The sequence below is a fragment of the Pseudonocardia sp. Ae717_Ps2 genome (genome assembly GCF_001932475.1).
In the GTDB taxonomy this organism is placed as follows: domain Bacteria; phylum Actinomycetota; class Actinomycetes; order Mycobacteriales; family Pseudonocardiaceae; genus Pseudonocardia.
The window spans coordinates 2260273-2276512 of record NZ_MCIS01000001.1; the positions used below are offsets into that span (position 1 = coordinate 2260273).

The window sequence follows — 16240 nt, forward strand, 5'->3', positions numbered from 1 at the left end:
GCGGCCCTGCGCGGACAGGCAACGGAGGGGACGTTGCCCGTCCTTCTGAGAGACCTCGTCCGGGCCCCGCGCCCTACCGCCCCCACGGGCGCCGCCGGGACGCCGTCCGCACCCCCGGTGTCGCTGCGGGACCGACTCTCGGAGCGGACCGACGCCGACCGGGTGCGCGAGCTCGTCGAGCTGGTCCGCAGGCAGACCGCGGCGGTGCTCGGCCACGCCGACATCGACGCCGTGGCCGCCACCCAGGCCTTCCGTGAGGCCGGGTTCGACTCGCTCGCCGCCGTCGAACTGCGCAACCGGCTGGCCGCCGCGGCCGGGGTGGCACTGCCCGCGACGGTGGTCTTCGACCATCCGACACCCACGGCGCTCGCCCGGCGGCTACGCGACGAGCTGTGGGGCGAGCCCGCACCGGACGTGCCGGCGGCCGCGGCGCCGGGCGAGATCGACCTCATCGAGTCCATGCAGGTCGACGACCTGATCGCACGAGCGTTGGGAGGTGCCGGCCGATGACCGACGACCGGTTGGTGGCGGCTCTGCGGGCCGCCTTGGTGGAGAACGAGCGGCTGCGCAGCGGCGCGGCGACGCGCACGGAGCCCATCGCCGTCGTGGCGGCGGCCTGCCGGCTGCCCGGCGGTGTCCGTTCACCGGAGGACCTGTGGGAGCTCGTCGCCGCGGGCCGGGACGCAGTCGCGGAGTTCCCGACCGACCGCGGCTGGGACGTCGAGGCCCTCTACGACCCCGACCCCGGCGCGGCGGGCCGCTCGTACGTCCGGGAGGGCGGCTTCGTCGACGGCGCGGGGGACTTCGACGCCGGCTTCTTCGGCATCTCCCCGCGCGAGGCGCTGGCGATGGACCCGCAGCAGCGGTTGCTGCTCGAGCTGTCCTGGGAGCTCGTGGAACGGGCCGGCATCGACCCCACGTCGCTGCAGGGCAGTGACACCGGGGTCTACACCGGCGTGATGTACCACGACTACGCCTCCGGACTGCGCGAGGTGCCCGAAGGGTTGGAGGGCTTCCTCGGTACGGGCAACTCCGGGAGCGTGGTGTCCGGGCGGGTCGCCTACACCCTCGGCCTGCAGGGGCCCGCGATCACGGTGGACACGGCCTGCTCCTCCTCGCTGGTCGGCGTGCATCTCGCGGCGCAGGCGCTGCGGGCCGGCGAGTGCTCGCTCGCACTGGCCGGCGGTGTCGCCCTCCTCTTCGGACCCGCGCCGTTCGTCGAGTTCTCCCGCCAGCGCGGGCTGGCCCCGGACGGACGCTGCAAGGCCTTCGCCGACGCCGCGGACGGCACCGGCTGGGCCGAGGGGGCCGCGGTGCTCCTGCTCGAACGCCTGTCCGACGCCCACCGCAACGGCCACCCCGTACTGGGGCTCGTCCGGGGCTCCGCGGTCAACCAGGACGGCGCGTCGAACGGGCTCACCGCCCCGAACGGGCCCGCCCAGCAGCGGGTGATCACGCGGGCGCTCGCCGATGCCGGACTCGGCCCCGCCGACGTCGATGCCGTCGAGGGGCACGGGACGGGGACCACGCTGGGCGACCCGATCGAGGCCCAGGCCCTGCTGGCCACCTACGGGCGTGACCGGCCCGCCGACCGGCCCCTGCTGCTCGGCTCGCTCAAGTCCAACATCGGCCACACCCAGGCGGCCGCCGGGGTCGCGGGGATCATCAAGATCCTCGAGGCACTGCGGCACGGCGTCCTGCCGGCCACCCTGCACGTGGACCGGCCGTCGTCGCAGGTGGACTGGTCCGGCGGCGCGGTCGAGCTGCTCACCGAGGCACGGCGGTGGCGACCGGGTGGGAGCCCGCGTCGGGCCGGTGTGTCGTCCTTCGGGGTCAGCGGCACGAACGCCCACGTGATCGTGGAGGAGGCCCCGCCCGGGCCCGTGGACGACGGCCCGACGGGCCTGCCACCCGAGACCGTCCCGCTCGCGGTGTCCGGTGTCGACGGCGAGGGACTCCGGGCCCAGGCCGCCCGGCTCGCGGACGCCCTGGACGTCGGAGAGGCCGGGCTCGCCGACGTCGCGCTGTCCCTCGCCACCGACCGGGCGGTGCTGGCCCACCGCGCCGTCGTCGTCGCCGGGTCCCGCGCGGAGGCGGTCTCGGGGCTGCGTGCGTTGGCCGTGGGCGACCCGGCCCCCCGGTTGGTCACCGGGTCCGCCCGGGTGGACGGCCGGATCGCCCTGGTCCTGCCCGGCCAGGGCGCGCAGTGGGAGGGCATGGGCGCCGAGCTCCTGACCTGGCCGCGCTTCGCCGAGGTGGTCGACGAGGTGGCCACGGCGCTGCGCCCGCACGTCGACTGGGACCTGCGCGCGGTGCTGACCCGGGCACCGGGCGCTCCCGGTCTGGACCGGGTGGAGGTGGTCCAGCCGGCGTCGTTCGCGGTCGGGGTGGCGCTGGCCCGGCTCTGGGAGTCCTTCGGGCTCCGCCCGGACGCGGTCGTGGGCCACTCGCAGGGCGAGATCGCCGCCGCCACCGTGGCCGGTGCCCTGTCGCTCGCCGACGGCGCGCTCGTCGTCGCGGCGCGCAGCAGGCTGATCGGGCAGACGCTGTCCGGGCACGGGGGCATGGCTTCGCTGGCACTCACCCCCGACGAGGTCGCGGACCGGCTCCGGCACCGGGCGGGCGAGCTCGAGATCGCGGCGGTGAACAGCCCGCGGTCCGTCGTCGTCGCCGGTGATCCCGACGCGGTGCGCGAGCTGGTCGCCGAGGTCGACGCCGAGGGCGGCCGGGCCCGGCCGGTCCCCGTCGACTACGCCTCGCACACCGCCCACGTCGAGAAGATCGAGACCGAGCTGCGCGAGGCGCTGGCGAGCGTGCGCCCGCAGGCGTCGACCATCCCCTTCTACTCGACCGTCGAGGGGGCCTGGGTCGACGGCACGGCCTTCGACGCGGACTACTGGTACCGCAACCTCCGACGACCCGTCGGATTCGCCGACGCCACGTCGGCGCTGGTCGCACAGGGCTACCGGGTGTTCGTCGAGGCCGGTGCCCACCCCGTCCTGACCAGTGCGGTCCAGGAGAGCCTCGACGGGTCCGGCGCGGTCGCGGCCGTGACCGGCTCCCTGCGCCGCGACGACGGCGGACCCGCTCGCTTCCTGACCTCGCTGGCCACCCTGCACGTCCACGGGGTGCCCGTGGACTGGTCCCCGTTGTACGCGGGCACGTCCACCCGCCCGACCACCCTGCCCACCTACGCCTTCCAGCGCCGACGGTACTGGCTCGATTCGGAGAGTCCCCAGGTGACGACCACACCCCGACCGGAGACCGACACCGTGACCGACACCGACACCGACACCGACACCGACACCCTGACCGCCGGGCCGGATCTGGCCGTGCTCCCCGAGGACGAGCTCGTGGCCGCGCTGACCGAGATCGTGCGCGCCGCCGCCGCCGCGGTCCTCGGGCACCCCGGGCCCGAGGCCGTCGCGCCGGACGCGGTGTTCTTCGAGACCGGGTTCACGTCCCTGACCGCGGTGGAGGTGCGGGACCGGCTGGCGGCGCGGACGGGCCTGGAGCTGCCCTCGCTGCTGATCTTCGACCACCCCACGCCGCAGCTGCTCGCCGACCACCTCGCCCAGGAGCTCGCCGATGTTCGACGTTGACCGCTATCTCGCCGTTCTCGGGCTGCCGAGTCGCCCCGAACCGACTCGCGAGGCGCTCGCTCTGCTGCACCGTCGCCACCTGGCGACCCTGCCGTACGACAGCTCGCTCAACGCAGGTCGGGGGCTCGACCTGTGGGCCGGGATCGGCATCGACGTCGACGCGGTCTTCGACGAGATCGTCACCGGAGATCGCGGCGGTGTCTGCTACGAGCTCAACGGCCTGTTCCGGGAGCTGCTGGCCCGGCTCGGCTACGAGGTGGGAGTGCTCGCGGCCGGGATCCGGCAGGCCGACGGCTCGTTCGGCCCGGACCTCGAGCACGTCCTGTCCTTCGCACGGGTCGAGGGCGAGCTGCTGCTGGTCGACGTCGGGTTCGTCGGGCCCTCCTACCTCGAGCCACTGCGGGTGAGCGAGCAGGTCCAGCACCAGTCGGGCGCCGACTTCCGGGTCGTCCCCGACGGCGGCTACCAGGTGGTGCAGCGGCGTGGCCGCGTCGGTGACTGGCAGCCCGTCTACCGGCTGCACACCGACCCTCGCGACCTGGCCGAGTGGCAGCGGCCGGACACCGGGCTGGAGGAGTTCGCCCGCCTCCTCGCCGGTGCGGGCACGGTCGTGCGGGGCCGGGCCACCGACAACGGCCAGAAGATCCTCATCGGGCGCAGGCTGCTCGTCGTCGACGACGGGAAGGACACATTGCGCGGACTGGTGACGCAGACGGACCTGGACGAGGCCGTGGCGGACATCCTGCGGCGCCCGAGGTGAGCGGGCCGCTGCAGGCCGACGTCGTCGTGGTCGGGTTCGGCCCGGTGGGGCAGGTGGCGACCCTGCTGCTGGCGCGCCCCGGACGCCGGATCGTGGTGCTCGAGCGGTGGCCCCGGCCCTACCCGATGCCGCGCGCGGTCTCCTTCGACGGCGAGTCGGGCCGGATCCTCGCCGCCACCGGCATCGGTGACCGGCTCGCCGAGGTCACGGAGCCCTCCCGGGACTACGTCTGGCAGAACGGCGCGGGCACCGTCCTGTTCGAGGTCGACGTCTCCGACCGCGGCCGGTCGGGCCACCCGGACTCCAGCGCGGTGTACCAGCCGGGCCTGGAGTCGGCCCTGGCCGAGCGCGCCGAGTCGTCGCCAGGGGTCACCGTGCTGCGGGGCCACGAGGTGGTCGCCCTCGACCAGGACGCCGACCGGGTGCGGGTGGTGACCGCGGGGCCGGACCCGCTCGAGGTCGAGGCCTCGTGGCTCGTCGGGTGCGACGGGGCCAACAGCACCGTGCGCGCGGCCCTCGACCTCCCCGTGACCGACTTCGGCTACTTCGACGACTGGCTGACCTGCGACGTCACCGTGCACGACGGACGGGTCCTCGAGCCGAACAATCTGCAGGTCTGCGACCCCGCCCGCCCGCGCACCGCGGTGTCGGCAGGACCCGGTCACCGGCGGTGGGAGTTCATGCGGCTGCCCGACGAGGACCCGGCGGACTTCGGCACGGCCGACTCGGCGTGGCGGCTGCTGGGGCTGTTCGGGCTCGACCCGGGCAACGCCACCCTCGACCGGCACGCGGTCTACACGTTCCAGGCGCGGTTCGCGAACGACTGGCGCTCCGGGCGGGTCCTGCTCGCCGGGGACGCCGCGCACCTGATGCCGCCGTTCGCCGGGCAGGGCATGTGCTCGGGGCTGCGGGACGCGGCGAACCTCGCGTGGAAGCTCGACCTCGTCCTGCGGGGCGCGGCCGCCGACTCGCTGCTGGACAGCTACACCGTCGAACGCCGGGCGCACGTGCAACACGCCATCGGCATGTCGATGAACCTCGGCCGGGTCATCTGCCAGACCGACCCGAAGGCCGCCGCGGACCGCGACACGGCGATGGCGGCCGCGGCCGCGCGCCGGCGCGGGACACCGGCCGAACCCGCGGTCACCGCGCTGACCCGAGGCGTGCTCCGCAGGGACCCCACCGGGCTGGGCGGCGTGCTCGGCCCCCAGGGAACGGTGACGCGCGACGGCGTCACCGGGCTGTTCGACGACGTCGTCGGCACCGGGTTCGTCCTGCTGTCGACGCTGCCGGTCGAGGGGCTCCTCGATCCGGCACGGCGCGCCCGGCTCGCCGGGCTCGGTGCCCACCTGGTGCAGGTCGCTCCGGCCGGGAGCGACGCCGCGGGCGTGCTCCAGGACCTCGACGACGTGTACCTGCCGCTGTTGGCCGACGCCGGCGCGGTCGCCGCGCTGGTCCGTCCGGACTTCTACCTCTTCGGCGGGGCGAGCGACACGACCGGGGCGCGAGCCCTCGTCGACGACCTCCTCATCCACCTCGGTTCGGAAAGGCTCTCCCCGGTATGACCCCCCTGGCCCCCGTGCTGCCGACCGACCCGCTCGGTGCTGCCGCCGCGCGCATCGCCGCCGCCACCGCGCGACCCGCGCTCCAACAGCCCGACTGGCCCGACCCGGGCCGGGTCTCGGCGGTCCGTCGTGCCCTGGCGCTCATGCCGCCGCTCGTCGCCGCCGACGAGGTCGACGGTCTGCGCACCCGCCTCGCCGAGGTCGCGCGCGGCGAGGCCCTCGTCGTACACGGCGGTGACTGCGCGGAGACCTTCGACGGCAACACCCGCGAGCACCTGCTGGGCAACCTCGCGACGCTGGGCGCCGTCGCCGACGTGCTGCGCGGCGGCGCGACCACCCCGGTCGTGCGGATCGCCCGGATGGCGGGGCAGTACGCCAAGCCGCGCTCGAACTCCTCGGACGCCGACGGCCTGCCGGTCTACCGGGGGGACATCGTCAACTCGGCGACCGGGACGCGCGCCGCCCGCGCGGCCGACCCCCAGCGGATGCTGCGCGCGTACGCGGACGCGGCGAGCGTCCTGGACCGCATCCGGACGCACCCGCAGGAGGTGTTCGCCGGTCACGAGGCGCTGCTGCTGGACTACGAGTCCGCCCTGGTCCGACGCTCCACGGCCGGCCTCTACGGGGGATCGGGCCACTTCCTCTGGATCGGCGAACGCACCCGGCACGTCGACGGCGCGCACGTCGCCCTGCTCCGCCTGCTGGACAACCCGATCGGGATCAAGATCGGGCCGGGAGCGACACCCTCCGAGGTCCTGACCTACCTGGGGCTGCTCGACCCCGGCCGCCTCCCGGGGCGGCTCTCGCTGATCGTCCGGATGGGCGCCGAGCGGGTGGCGGAGGCGCTCCCGCCGATCCTGGCGGCCGTCGCGGCCACCGGACACCCGGTCGCGTGGCTGTGCGATCCGCTGCACGCCAACACCGAGACCTCCGCCTCGGGGCTGAAGACCCGCCGGCTGGACCGCGTGCTGGCCGAGGTGCGCGCCTACGCCGCGGCGCACCGGGCAGCGCGCACCCACCCCGGCGGGCTGCACCTCGAGCTCACCGGTGACGACGTCACCGAGTGCGTCGGCGGTGCCGTCGCACCCGGTGACCTCGCCGACCGCTATCGCACCGCCTGCGACCCGCGGCTCAACCGCCCGCAGGCGGTCGAGGTCGCCGCGGTCGCCGCGCACGAGTTCGGCTGAACGGCCCCGCTCACGCGCTCGTCGCCTGCTGCTGGGGGGCGGTGCGCGAGGGGCGCAGGATGGCCGCGGCCAGGCCCACTCCCACGAGGGTGACCGCTGCGGCCACCCATCCGGCGAGCCGCAGTCCCGCGACGACGGCGTCCGGGGTCGCGTCGGGTTCCAGTCCGGCGCTCGCCACGGCGACCAGGGCGGCCAGGCCGACCGCGGAGCCCAGGTACTGCGAGGTCGAGGCCAGGGCGGAGGCGACGCCCTGCTGTTCGGGTGCGACGCCGGTGGAGACGGAGACGAACAGCGGTGGGAACGCGAGCCCGGCGGAGGTGCCCCAGAGCAGCACGCCGGGCAGGGCGGCCCAGTAGGAGCCGCCGACCGACATGCCGAGGGCGAGCACCACCAGTGAGGCGGTCACGCCGGTCATGCCGATGACGAGGGTGCTGCGGATGCCGAGCCTGCCCAGCAGCAGGGGGACCAGTGTCATCGATGCGAGCAGGCTGCAGATGCTGAGTGGCAGGAAGGCGAAGCCCGCGGTCAGCGGGGAGTAGCCCAGGACCGTCTGGAGGTAGGTGGTGAACAGGTAGTACTGGGTGCCGACGGTTCCCATGAACACGAAGATCACCGCGGTGGCGGCGACGACGTTGCGGTTGCGGAACAGGCGCAGGGGCACGAGCGGGTCGCGGGTGCGGGACTCCACGAGCACGAACAGGCCCACCAGCACGAGACCGAGTACGAGCGCGCCGACGCCGCGCGGGGTGAGCCAGCCGATCTCCGGGCCCGAGACCAGGCCGAGCACGACGAGGGTGAACCCCGCGGTGGCGAGGACGGCGCCGGGCAGGTCGAACCCGCCGGAACTCGTCGTGTGGTCGCGGCTGAGCAGGGTCGGCGTCGCGGCGAGCGCGATGGCCATCAGGGGCACGTTGACGAAGAAGACCCATTCCCAGCCGAGCAGGCTGGTGAGCACCCCGCCGCCGAGGGCGCCGACCGCGGCGCCGGTCGCGCCCGCGGCTCCCCAGACCGCGAGGGCCTTGTTGCGTGCGGGGCCCTCCGCGAAGTGCGCGGTGACGAGCTTGAGGGTGGACGGGGTCAGCAGCGCCGCACCGAGCCCCTGTACCGCGCGGGCGAGCACGAGCACGGTCGGGCCGCTCGCGAGGCCCGCGACCAGCGAGGACAGTCCGAAGACCACGAGCCCGGCGACGAACATGCGCCGCGCTCCCAGCCGGTCCGCGGCCCGCCCGCCGAGCAGGAGGAAGCCGCCGAGGACGACGGTGTAGGCGCTGACGACGGTCTGCAGTGACTGTTCGGAGAAGCCGAGGTCGCGGCCGATCTCCGGCAGCGCCACGAAGACGATGTCGAAGTCGATCGCGGTCATGAACTGGGCGAACGCGAGCAAGGCCAGGGTGAGCCCCGGCCGGGGGACGGTGCGGGACGGAGCGGTGGACACGGGGGTCCCTTCGTCGAGACGGGTGTGCGTCTCGCAGCATCGGTGGGCAGCGCGACCGGCAGTAGAGGGAACATTCGGGTCGCCTGGGGAACAGCGATGTGACCGTCCTGGTCGGCGCGGGCCCGACGACGTCGCTGTGGCCCGGATCACCGAACGTGCCCGGCCGGTGACCATGGGATGAGCCCGCGATGGGCGTCGCCGCCGATGCTGACCTGCGACGGCGACCCCGAGCAGGTGAGGACGGACGATGCCCGACACACCCGTGCGGTGCGACCGGTGAGCATCCTGGCGATCGACATCGGCGGGACGAAGGTGGCCCTGCGTCGCGAGGGAGCCGGAACCCCACCGCACGAGACGGTCGTGCGGTGGTCAGAGGGGGCGAGCAGGTCCGACGATCTCGCCCTCCTGCGCGCAGCGGTGGCCACGATGGGGAGCGGATCCCGCGCCGTCGGCGTGTCCCTCCCCGCGACCGTCGCCGTGTCGGGGACCGTGACGAGCTGGCCGAACCGCCCGAGCTGGGTGGGCCTGGACTGGGCCGGGTTCGTCGCGGATCTGTTCCCCGCGACCCCCACCGCGACCGCGGACGACGGAGATCTCGCGGCGCTGGCCGAGGCCGAGCACGCCGGCCGGTCGGATGTGGTCTACCTCGGGGTGGGGACCGGTGTGGGTGGCGGGATCGTCTCCGACGGCCGGCTGCTCCCTCGGTCGGGACGCGGATCCTGCGAGGTGGGGCACATGATCGTCGCGCTCGACGGCCCACGGTGCGACTGCGGCAGACGCGGATGCCTGCAGGGGATCGCATCCGGGCCCGCGGTGCTGCGGGCCGCGGGCGCCGCGTTCGGACAGGAGACCGGCCCTGAGCAGCTGCTCGACGGATGGCGCGCCGGTGCCCCGTGGGCGGACGGGGCGGTCCGGGCGGCGGGTCGGGCGTTGGCCGCCGCGGTCATCGGGGTGGGGGAGCTGTTGCGGGTCGATCTCGCCGTGATCGGCGGAGGGTTCGCCGCCGGTGTCACGGACCTGGCAGCCGTCGTCGCGGACGAGGTGGCGGGACACGCGCGGGTGGGGCATCCCGTCCCGGAGGTCCGTGCGGCCGCGCTCGGAGGGACGTCGTCCCTCCACGGGGCGCTGTCGCTGGCCAGGTCCCTCCGGGCCGAGGCCGTGCCGTGAGCCCGGCTCCCGGGCCCGCGTTGGCGGCGGCTCGCCCCTGGCTGGTCCCCGTGCGTGACGTCGACCCCGCGGCGCCGTTGCTCCTGTGCTTCCCGCACGCGGGCGGTACCGCCGCCTACTTCCACCGCTGGTCGGTCGAGCTGGCGCCGGACGTGGCGGCCCTCCCCGTCCACTATCCGGGGCGTTTCGACCGCCGGCCCGAGGCCGCCCCCGACGACCTCATGACCCTCGCCACCGCGGTGGCCGATGTCGTCGCGCCGCTCGCCGCGTCGCGGCGCACCGTCCTGTTCGGGCACAGCATGGGCGCCGTGGTCGCCCACGAGGTGAGCCGGGTGCTGCAGGCCCGCGGTGCACCGTCCGCCGCCCTGGTGGTGTCCGGACGACGGTCACCGCGGTCGGCCTGCACCGAGCGGTTGCCGGCCGACGACGAGGCCGTGCTCGCGGACGTCCGGCGGCTCGGCGGCCGCGGAACGGCGTTGCTCGACGATCCGGACGTGCGCGCGGCCTTCCTTCCGGTCATCCGCGGTGACTACCGGCTCCTGGACCGCCACCGGTTCCGGCCGGGCCCGCCGCTGGACATCCCGGTCACAGCGGTCGTCGGGGACGCCGACCCCCGCGCGACGGCCGCCGACGCGCACGGGTGGGGCGCTCTCACGACGGGGCCCTTCCGGCTGTTCACCCGCCCCGGTGGGCACTTCTACCTCGACAGCGACACACCGTTCCTGTTCGAGATGGTCAGGAGACTGCTCGACTGACCTGCTCCCGAGCCGATCCCGGTGCCGGGTGGTGGCTCCCATGGCCGTGTCGGCCGTGTCGATGGCCGTGTCGGCCGTGTCGATGGGCCGAGTGGACGAGCGATGACCCGGCGATGGGCGGTGGATGGGCCGCGGATCGGAGCATGGGCTCGACCGTCTGCGTCACCTGCGGTCCGACCTCGGGACGACACGTCCCGGACGAAGGGAGTCCTCCATGCGCGTCGCACTCGGTGTCCTGTCGGTACTCGGCGCGATCGCCTTCCTCGCCATCGGCGGCGGCAAGATCGTCTCGACGGCGACGTTCGTGGACCAGCTGGGTCTGCCGGCGGCGCTGGTGGTGGTCATCGGACTGCTCGAGGTCGCGGGCGCGCTCGGCCTGCTGGTGGGGCTCCGCGTGCGTGCGATCGGACTCGCCGCGTCCACCGGCCTCCTGCTCCTGCTCCTGGGCGCGGTCGGCTTCCACCTGCTGCGCGGTGACCTGATCCCGGCAGGCACGTCCGCGCTCGTCCTGCTCGTGGTCGCGGGCGCACTGACGGCGCTCCACGCGCTCCTGGCGCGTCCGGTGTCCGCCGCCCGGACGACCGCGGAGCCCGCAGCCTGACCCTTCCGGGCAACGGAGCCGGCGGTACCGCAACCGCGGAGGGCGCGGGTCGTCAGGGTGTCGTGCTGGCCAGCGAGCACCGGCCCGATCCGCGGGCGGAGGCGACCGGGCTCGTCGGTCTGGCGTTGCGGGGGATGCGGGCGGAGCCGGCCGGGTCGAGGATTGACGTGGGCCGGACCCCGGTACGTAGAGTCGTCCCACGGACCTGCGGGCCCTCCACACCCGGCCGGGACCCGGCTCGACGACGCCGCCGCGCCCGGCCGTCCGTGGCACGGGTGCGCACGCCGGGAGCGATGGGGGAACGGTGAAGGTCGGGTTCGTGGGGTCCCGCAGGAGACACATCGACCTGCTCCGGGTGGCCGGGGCGTGCTGTCCGGGGTGGGTACGTCCTCGCTCCCGACCCGCTCACCGGTGCCCTCCCGGAGGTCCGCATGTCCCCGCGCCCACCGCTGTCCGTCCTCGACCTCTCACCGGTGCCCGCCGGCGGGGGCGCCGGTGACGGGCTGCGCCATTCGATCGACCTGGCCCAGGTGACCGAACGGGCCGGGTACCGCCGCTACTGGGTGGCCGAGCACCACCTCAATCCCGGTGTCGCCTCCTCGTCGACGCCGGTGCTGGTGGCGCTGATCGCCGCGGCCACCGAGCGGATCCGGGTCGGGTCCGGGGCGGTCCAGCTGCCGAACACCCCGCCGCTGTCGGTCGCCGAGCAGTTCGGGACCGTCGGCGCGGTGCATCCCGGCCGGATCGACGTCGGGCTGGGCCGGTTCGACCTGCACAAGCTGCTGACGCTGATCCGCCAGGGCCGGGCGGCCCCCGGTGACACGCCGCCGCCCGCCCCGCCCGCACGGGTCGTCGACGGGCTGCTGGTCCCGCCGCCCGCCCGGTTCGTCGGTGACCTGTCGTTGTTCGGGACCTTCGGTGAGCTCCTCGGCTTCAGCGCCGACGACCCCGCGCCGGACTACGGAGCCCAGGTGCGGGAGATCCTGTCCTACTTCGCCGGTACCGCGACCCGCGCGGACGGCCGCCCGTTGCAGGTCACCCCCGCGGCGGGGGCCGACGTGCAGGTACTGGTCCTGGGCGCGAGCGCGGGGGCGAGTGCACAGGTTGCGGGGGAGCTGGGGCTGCCGTTCGCCGCGAACTACCACACCTCACCGAGCGCGACGCTCGATGCGGTGGCGGCCTACCGGGCGGCGTTCCGGCCCGGCCGCATCGCCGAGCCGCACGTGCTGGTCTCGGCGGACGTCGTCGTGGCGGACGACGACGACCGGGCCCGCGAGCTGGCCTCGCCCTACGGCCAGTGGGTCCTCGACATCCGCAGCGGGCGCGGCGCCCACCCCTACGTGACCCCGCAGGAGGCGCGGGCCAGGGTGTGGACCGAGGAGGAACGGGCCGTGGTGCGGGACCGGGTGGACACCCAGTTCGTCGGGTCGCCGGCGACGGTGACCGAGCGCCTGGAGACCCTCGCCCGGGCCACCGGCGCGGACGAGCTCGTCGTCACGACGATCACCACCGAGTACACCGACCGGGTCCGCAGCTACGAGCTGCTCGCGAAGGCGTGGAACACGTGACGGACCGCGACGGGATCTTCCTGGCCTACAACCTGCGGACCTACGGCAACCTCCCCGACGCCTGGCTGTCGCCGAGGCTGCGGCGGTTCTCGCTGTACGACCCGGCCTACTGGGCGGAGTTCGCCCAGCTCGCCGAGGCCGGCCTGCTCGACGCCGTGTTCACCGGCGACGGCTCCCAGATCACCGACCCGACCACCGCCGTCGCGGACGGGCTGGACCGCTTCACCGCGTGGACGGCCGCGATCGAGGCCACCGAGCACGTCGGCTTCCTGCTGACCGCCTCCACCACCTACAACGACCCGTTCCGGCTGGCCGAGCGTCTGCTCTCGCTCGACGTGCTCAGCGGCGGCAGGCTGGCCTGGAACGTCGTGACCTCGCACTCCGGCGCCGCCGCGGCCAACTTCGGGCTGCCCGCCCACCCGCCGCGGGACACCCGCTACGCCCGGGCCGAGGAGTTCGTCGGGATCGTCACGGACCTGTGGTCGGGCGTGACCGTGGACCACGTGAGCGACCAGTTCACCGTGCGCGGGAGGCTCGCCGTGCCCCCGTCCCGGCAGGGGCGGCCGCCGATCGTGCGGGCCAGCACCTCCGACGCCGGGCGGTCGCTGGCGGGCCGTTTCGCCAACGGGGTGTTCGCCGCGGACCTGACCCGTGCCGGGGCCGTCGAGCACCGGGCGGCGTTCCGCGGGGACGCGGTCGGCTTCGGGCGCCCTGCCGACCACCTGAACTACCTCTCGGGGCTGCGGCTGGTGCTGGGGAGCACCCAGGCCGAGGCGGAGGCCAAGGTCGCGGACGTCTACAGCCAGTCCGAGCGGCAGACCGGCGAGCAGGTGGCGTGGCTGAGCTCGCTGATCGCGTTCGACGTGTCGACGTTGGACCCGCAGGAGCCGCTGCCGGTCGAGCTGCTGTCCGCGCAGCGGCTGGCGGAGCTGCCCGCGAGCGAGACGGTCAGCCTCGGGTTCCGGGCCTCGGTGCACGGGTTCCTGCGTGAGCACGCCGGGCTGCCGCTGGCCCAGCTGCTGGTCCGCAGCCGGTTCGTGGGTGCGGGGCACTCGACGTTCGTCGGGACGCCGGAGCAGCTCGCCGACCGGCTGGAGGACTGGTACGAGGCGGGCGCCGCGGACGGGTTCGTCCTCGCCCCCGACCTCACCCTCGAGACCCTGCAGGTGCTGGTCGACGAGCTCGTCCCCGCGCTGCAGCGCAAGGGGCTCTACAAGCGCGAGTACACCTCGGACACCTTCGCCGGGCACCTGGGGCTGCCGCCGTTCCGCGACCCCGGCGACCTGCGGTTCGACGTCGACCCGGCGCGCCGGGCGGCGGCGCGGGCCACCGTGGTGGCCCGGCGCGCCGACCCGCGGGCGGAGGACCCGTCGGCGCCGGCCCCGGACGGGGTGGCGGCGTCCCTGTCCGCGACCGTGTCCGCGGCCGGGTCGGCGCACGGCCGGTGGAGCGCGGTCGCCCTGAACGGGGAGGCGGTGCGGGACGCGGTCGCGGACCCCGACCGGCTGCCCACCGGTACCTACCTGCTGGGCCTGGACCGAGTGCTCGGACCGGAGCCGGTGACCGCCCTGGACCCGACCACGGTCGCCGCGGTCCTCGGCCTGCGGCGGCCGGACTCGACGTTCCTGCCGGTGGTCGCCGTGGAGCGCGAGCACCCGTGGAACCTCGCGCGGACGGTGGCGAGCCTGGAGCACTGGCTGCGCGGCCGGACCGGGATCGTGCTCGCGAGCCACGACCGGCTCACCGCCGCGGGCCGGGCGGGCGCCGGGGCGTGGGACCCGGGCCCGTTCGCCGACCCGACACCCGCCGGTGCCGCCACCACCGGCGAGGTGGCCGGCATCCTGCGCGCGCTGTGGGACTCGTACCCGAACTCGGCGCTGGTCGTGGACCGCGAGCGTGGCGTCTACGCGACGGGGGAGGGCATCGCCCCGATCGACCACGTCGGCGCCTACCGGGTCGCGGGTCCGGGCGCGGTGGCGTCGTCCTTCCACGGCAGGCCGGTCGTCGCGCAGGTCGTGGTCGACCCGGAGGACCTGCTGCACGCCTCCGACGCGGTCGACCTCGCCCTGGTCGAGGCCGCGCGGCTGCCGTCGTTGCTCGCCCTGCTCGACCGGCTGCCCGCGCACCTGCGGTTCCTGGTGGTCGACGGCGAGCCGCCCGCCGACGACCGCTTCGTCGGCACGGTGACTCAGGTGCCGCAGTAGGTCACGTGCGGACCGGTTCCGGGGCGGGTGAGGTCCGCCAGGCCGGGCCGCTCGACGTAGGGCTCGCGGACCGCGGCGAGCAGCCGGTGGAAGGGGTCGAGATCGCCGTGCTCGGCGGCCGCGAGCGCGGCGTCGGTGACGTGGTTGCGCGGGACGTAGAGCGGGTTGACCCGGTCCATCGCCGCCCGGCCCGCGGTGACCAGCGGCGCGCGGCGGACCGCCCAGGCGTCGAACGCCGCCCGGTCCAGGAACAGGTCCCGGGCGGTGCCCGCCGCGAGCGCGCGGAAGAACGTCGTGAAGTCGACGTGCTGGGCGTGCAGCAGCGCCATCAGGTCGGTCGCGAGCGCGGCGTCCGGCGTGGACAGCCCCAGCTTCGCCGCCATGCCCCGTGCCCAGTACCGCTCGTAGGTGCGCGGGAACTCGTCCACGAGGTCCTCGACGTCGTCGAGCGGGCGCAGGCTCTCGGCGAGGCGCGCGAGGTTCCACCGCAGGATCTCCGGCTGCGCCGCATAGGCGTAGCGGCCCGTCGTGTCGAGCGAGCTGAACACGGTGGCGGGGTCGACGGCGTCCATGAACGCACACGGCCCGTAGTCGATCGTCTCGCCGGAGATCGTGGTGTTGTCGGTGCTCATCACGCCGTGCACGAATCCGACGAGCATCCAGCGGGCCACCAGCGCGGCCTGGGCGTCGACGACCCGGCCGAACAGCTCCCGGTAGGGCCGCACGGCCCGGGCGGCGTCCGGGAAGTGGCGGGCGATCGCGTGGTCGGCGAGGGCGCGCAGCGACCCGGGCTCGCTGACGGCCGCGTACTGGAACGTCCCGACCCGCAGGTGGCTGGCGGCGACGCGGGTGAGCACCGCGCCCGGCAGCTCGCGTCCGTCCCGCTCGATCCGCTCCCCGGTCGCGACGACGGCGAGCGCGCGCGTCGTCGGGATGCCGAGTGCGTGCATCGCCTCGCCGAACAGGTACTCGCGCAGCATCGGACCGACAGCGGCCCGGCCGTCGAGCCCGCGGGAGAAGGGGGGGCCGATGCCCTTGAGGTGCAGGTCGCGGCCGTCGGGCAGCTCGCCGGCCAGGAGGGCACGCCCGTCGCCCAGCCGGGGTTTGTAGACGCCCCACTGGTGGCCGGCGTAGGCCAGCGCGCGGGTGTCCACCCCGTCGCCCACCAGCGTGGGCAGCTCGACCGGGCCGACCCCGAGATCGTCGTTGCGGACGAGCACCCGGGGGTCGGGGAACCGCACCGCGGGCCACGGCACCGACAGCGCCGGGACGTCCCGGGCATAGGTGTGCGTGAGCTGTGACCACTCGCCGGGGCGGGCCCGGATCGCGTCGCGGGTGTCCACCGCTCAGCCCACCGCACCGGGGCGGACGCGCCGCGCGAACAGCGAGGCTCCCG

The 16240-nt window shown here is 75.1% G+C and carries 12 protein-coding genes and 1 pseudogene; 11 read left to right on the top strand and 2 right to left on the bottom strand.

Annotated features, from left to right (window positions below; translation table 11 throughout):
• Positions 1 to 243: 243 nt before the first annotated feature.
• The 5 genes and pseudogenes from Ae717Ps2_RS40295 to Ae717Ps2_RS10745 all read left to right on the top strand — a co-directional run.
• Positions 244 to 510: pseudogene (locus Ae717Ps2_RS40295) on the top strand (acyl carrier protein); the annotation flags it as partial.
• 14 nt (positions 511 to 524) lie between these two features.
• Complete coding sequence (locus Ae717Ps2_RS10730; RefSeq protein WP_369804873.1) at positions 525 to 3602, top strand: type I polyketide synthase; 3078 nt, start codon at positions 525 to 527, stop codon at positions 3600 to 3602.
• Positions 3589 to 4362: an arylamine N-acetyltransferase gene (locus Ae717Ps2_RS10735; RefSeq protein ID WP_075333294.1), complete on the top strand. Its 774-nt coding sequence runs from the start codon at positions 3589 to 3591 to the stop codon at positions 4360 to 4362. The genes Ae717Ps2_RS10730 and Ae717Ps2_RS10735 overlap by 14 nt, the downstream gene beginning before the upstream one ends.
• Positions 4359 to 5927: a bifunctional 3-(3-hydroxy-phenyl)propionate/3-hydroxycinnamic acid hydroxylase gene (locus tag Ae717Ps2_RS10740; protein ID WP_083702326.1), complete on the top strand. Its 1569-nt coding sequence runs from the start codon at positions 4359 to 4361 to the stop codon at positions 5925 to 5927. The genes Ae717Ps2_RS10735 and Ae717Ps2_RS10740 overlap by 4 nt, the downstream gene beginning before the upstream one ends.
• Positions 5924 to 7114, top strand: a complete 1191-nt coding sequence (locus tag Ae717Ps2_RS10745; protein WP_075333295.1) for a 3-deoxy-7-phosphoheptulonate synthase — start codon at positions 5924 to 5926, stop codon at positions 7112 to 7114. The genes Ae717Ps2_RS10740 and Ae717Ps2_RS10745 overlap by 4 nt, the downstream gene beginning before the upstream one ends.
• Positions 7115 to 7124: 10 nt before the next feature.
• Here Ae717Ps2_RS10745 and Ae717Ps2_RS10750 read toward each other — a convergent pair whose 3' ends face one another.
• On the bottom strand, positions 7125 to 8549 hold the full coding sequence (locus Ae717Ps2_RS10750; RefSeq protein WP_075333296.1) for an MFS transporter: 1425 nt from the start codon (positions 8547 to 8549) through the stop codon (positions 7125 to 7127).
• Positions 8550 to 8825: 276 nt separating this feature from the next.
• On the opposite strand from Ae717Ps2_RS10750, the gene Ae717Ps2_RS10755 reads away from it, so the two are divergent.
• From Ae717Ps2_RS10755 to Ae717Ps2_RS10775, 6 genes are all read left to right on the top strand, one after another.
• A complete protein-coding gene (locus Ae717Ps2_RS10755) occupies positions 8826 to 9716 on the top strand; it encodes an ROK family protein (RefSeq protein WP_226365448.1) in 891 nt (296 codons plus the stop codon).
• Positions 9717 to 9766: 50 nt separating this feature from the next.
• Positions 9767 to 10471 carry a thioesterase II family protein gene (locus Ae717Ps2_RS10760; protein WP_233147520.1) on the top strand — a complete coding sequence of 235 codons (705 nt, stop codon included), beginning with the start codon at positions 9767 to 9769 and terminating at the stop codon, positions 10469 to 10471.
• Positions 10472 to 10685: 214 nt separating this feature from the next.
• Complete coding sequence (locus Ae717Ps2_RS10765; protein WP_075333298.1) at positions 10686 to 11072, top strand: DoxX family protein; 387 nt, start codon at positions 10686 to 10688, stop codon at positions 11070 to 11072.
• A gap of 319 nt (positions 11073 to 11391) precedes the next feature.
• Complete coding sequence (locus Ae717Ps2_RS40300) at positions 11392 to 11571, top strand: putative leader peptide (protein ID WP_369804832.1); 180 nt, start codon at positions 11392 to 11394, stop codon at positions 11569 to 11571.
• Positions 11504 to 12640 (top strand): LLM class flavin-dependent oxidoreductase, encoded by a 1137-nt coding sequence (locus Ae717Ps2_RS10770; RefSeq protein WP_075333299.1) that lies wholly within the window; start codon positions 11504 to 11506, stop codon positions 12638 to 12640. Before Ae717Ps2_RS40300 ends, Ae717Ps2_RS10770 begins: the two co-directional genes overlap by 68 nt.
• Positions 12637 to 14844: an LLM class flavin-dependent oxidoreductase gene (locus tag Ae717Ps2_RS10775; RefSeq protein ID WP_158071484.1), complete on the top strand. Its 2208-nt coding sequence runs from the start codon at positions 12637 to 12639 to the stop codon at positions 14842 to 14844. Before Ae717Ps2_RS10770 ends, Ae717Ps2_RS10775 begins: the two co-directional genes overlap by 4 nt.
• On the opposite strand, the gene Ae717Ps2_RS10780 is transcribed toward Ae717Ps2_RS10775, so the two are convergent.
• A complete protein-coding gene (locus Ae717Ps2_RS10780) occupies positions 14829 to 16187 on the bottom strand; it encodes a YdiU family protein (protein WP_233147521.1) in 1359 nt (452 codons plus the stop codon). The two genes, Ae717Ps2_RS10775 and Ae717Ps2_RS10780, sit on opposite strands and share 16 nt — an antisense overlap.
• Between the last annotated feature and the right edge of the window lie 53 nt (positions 16188 to 16240).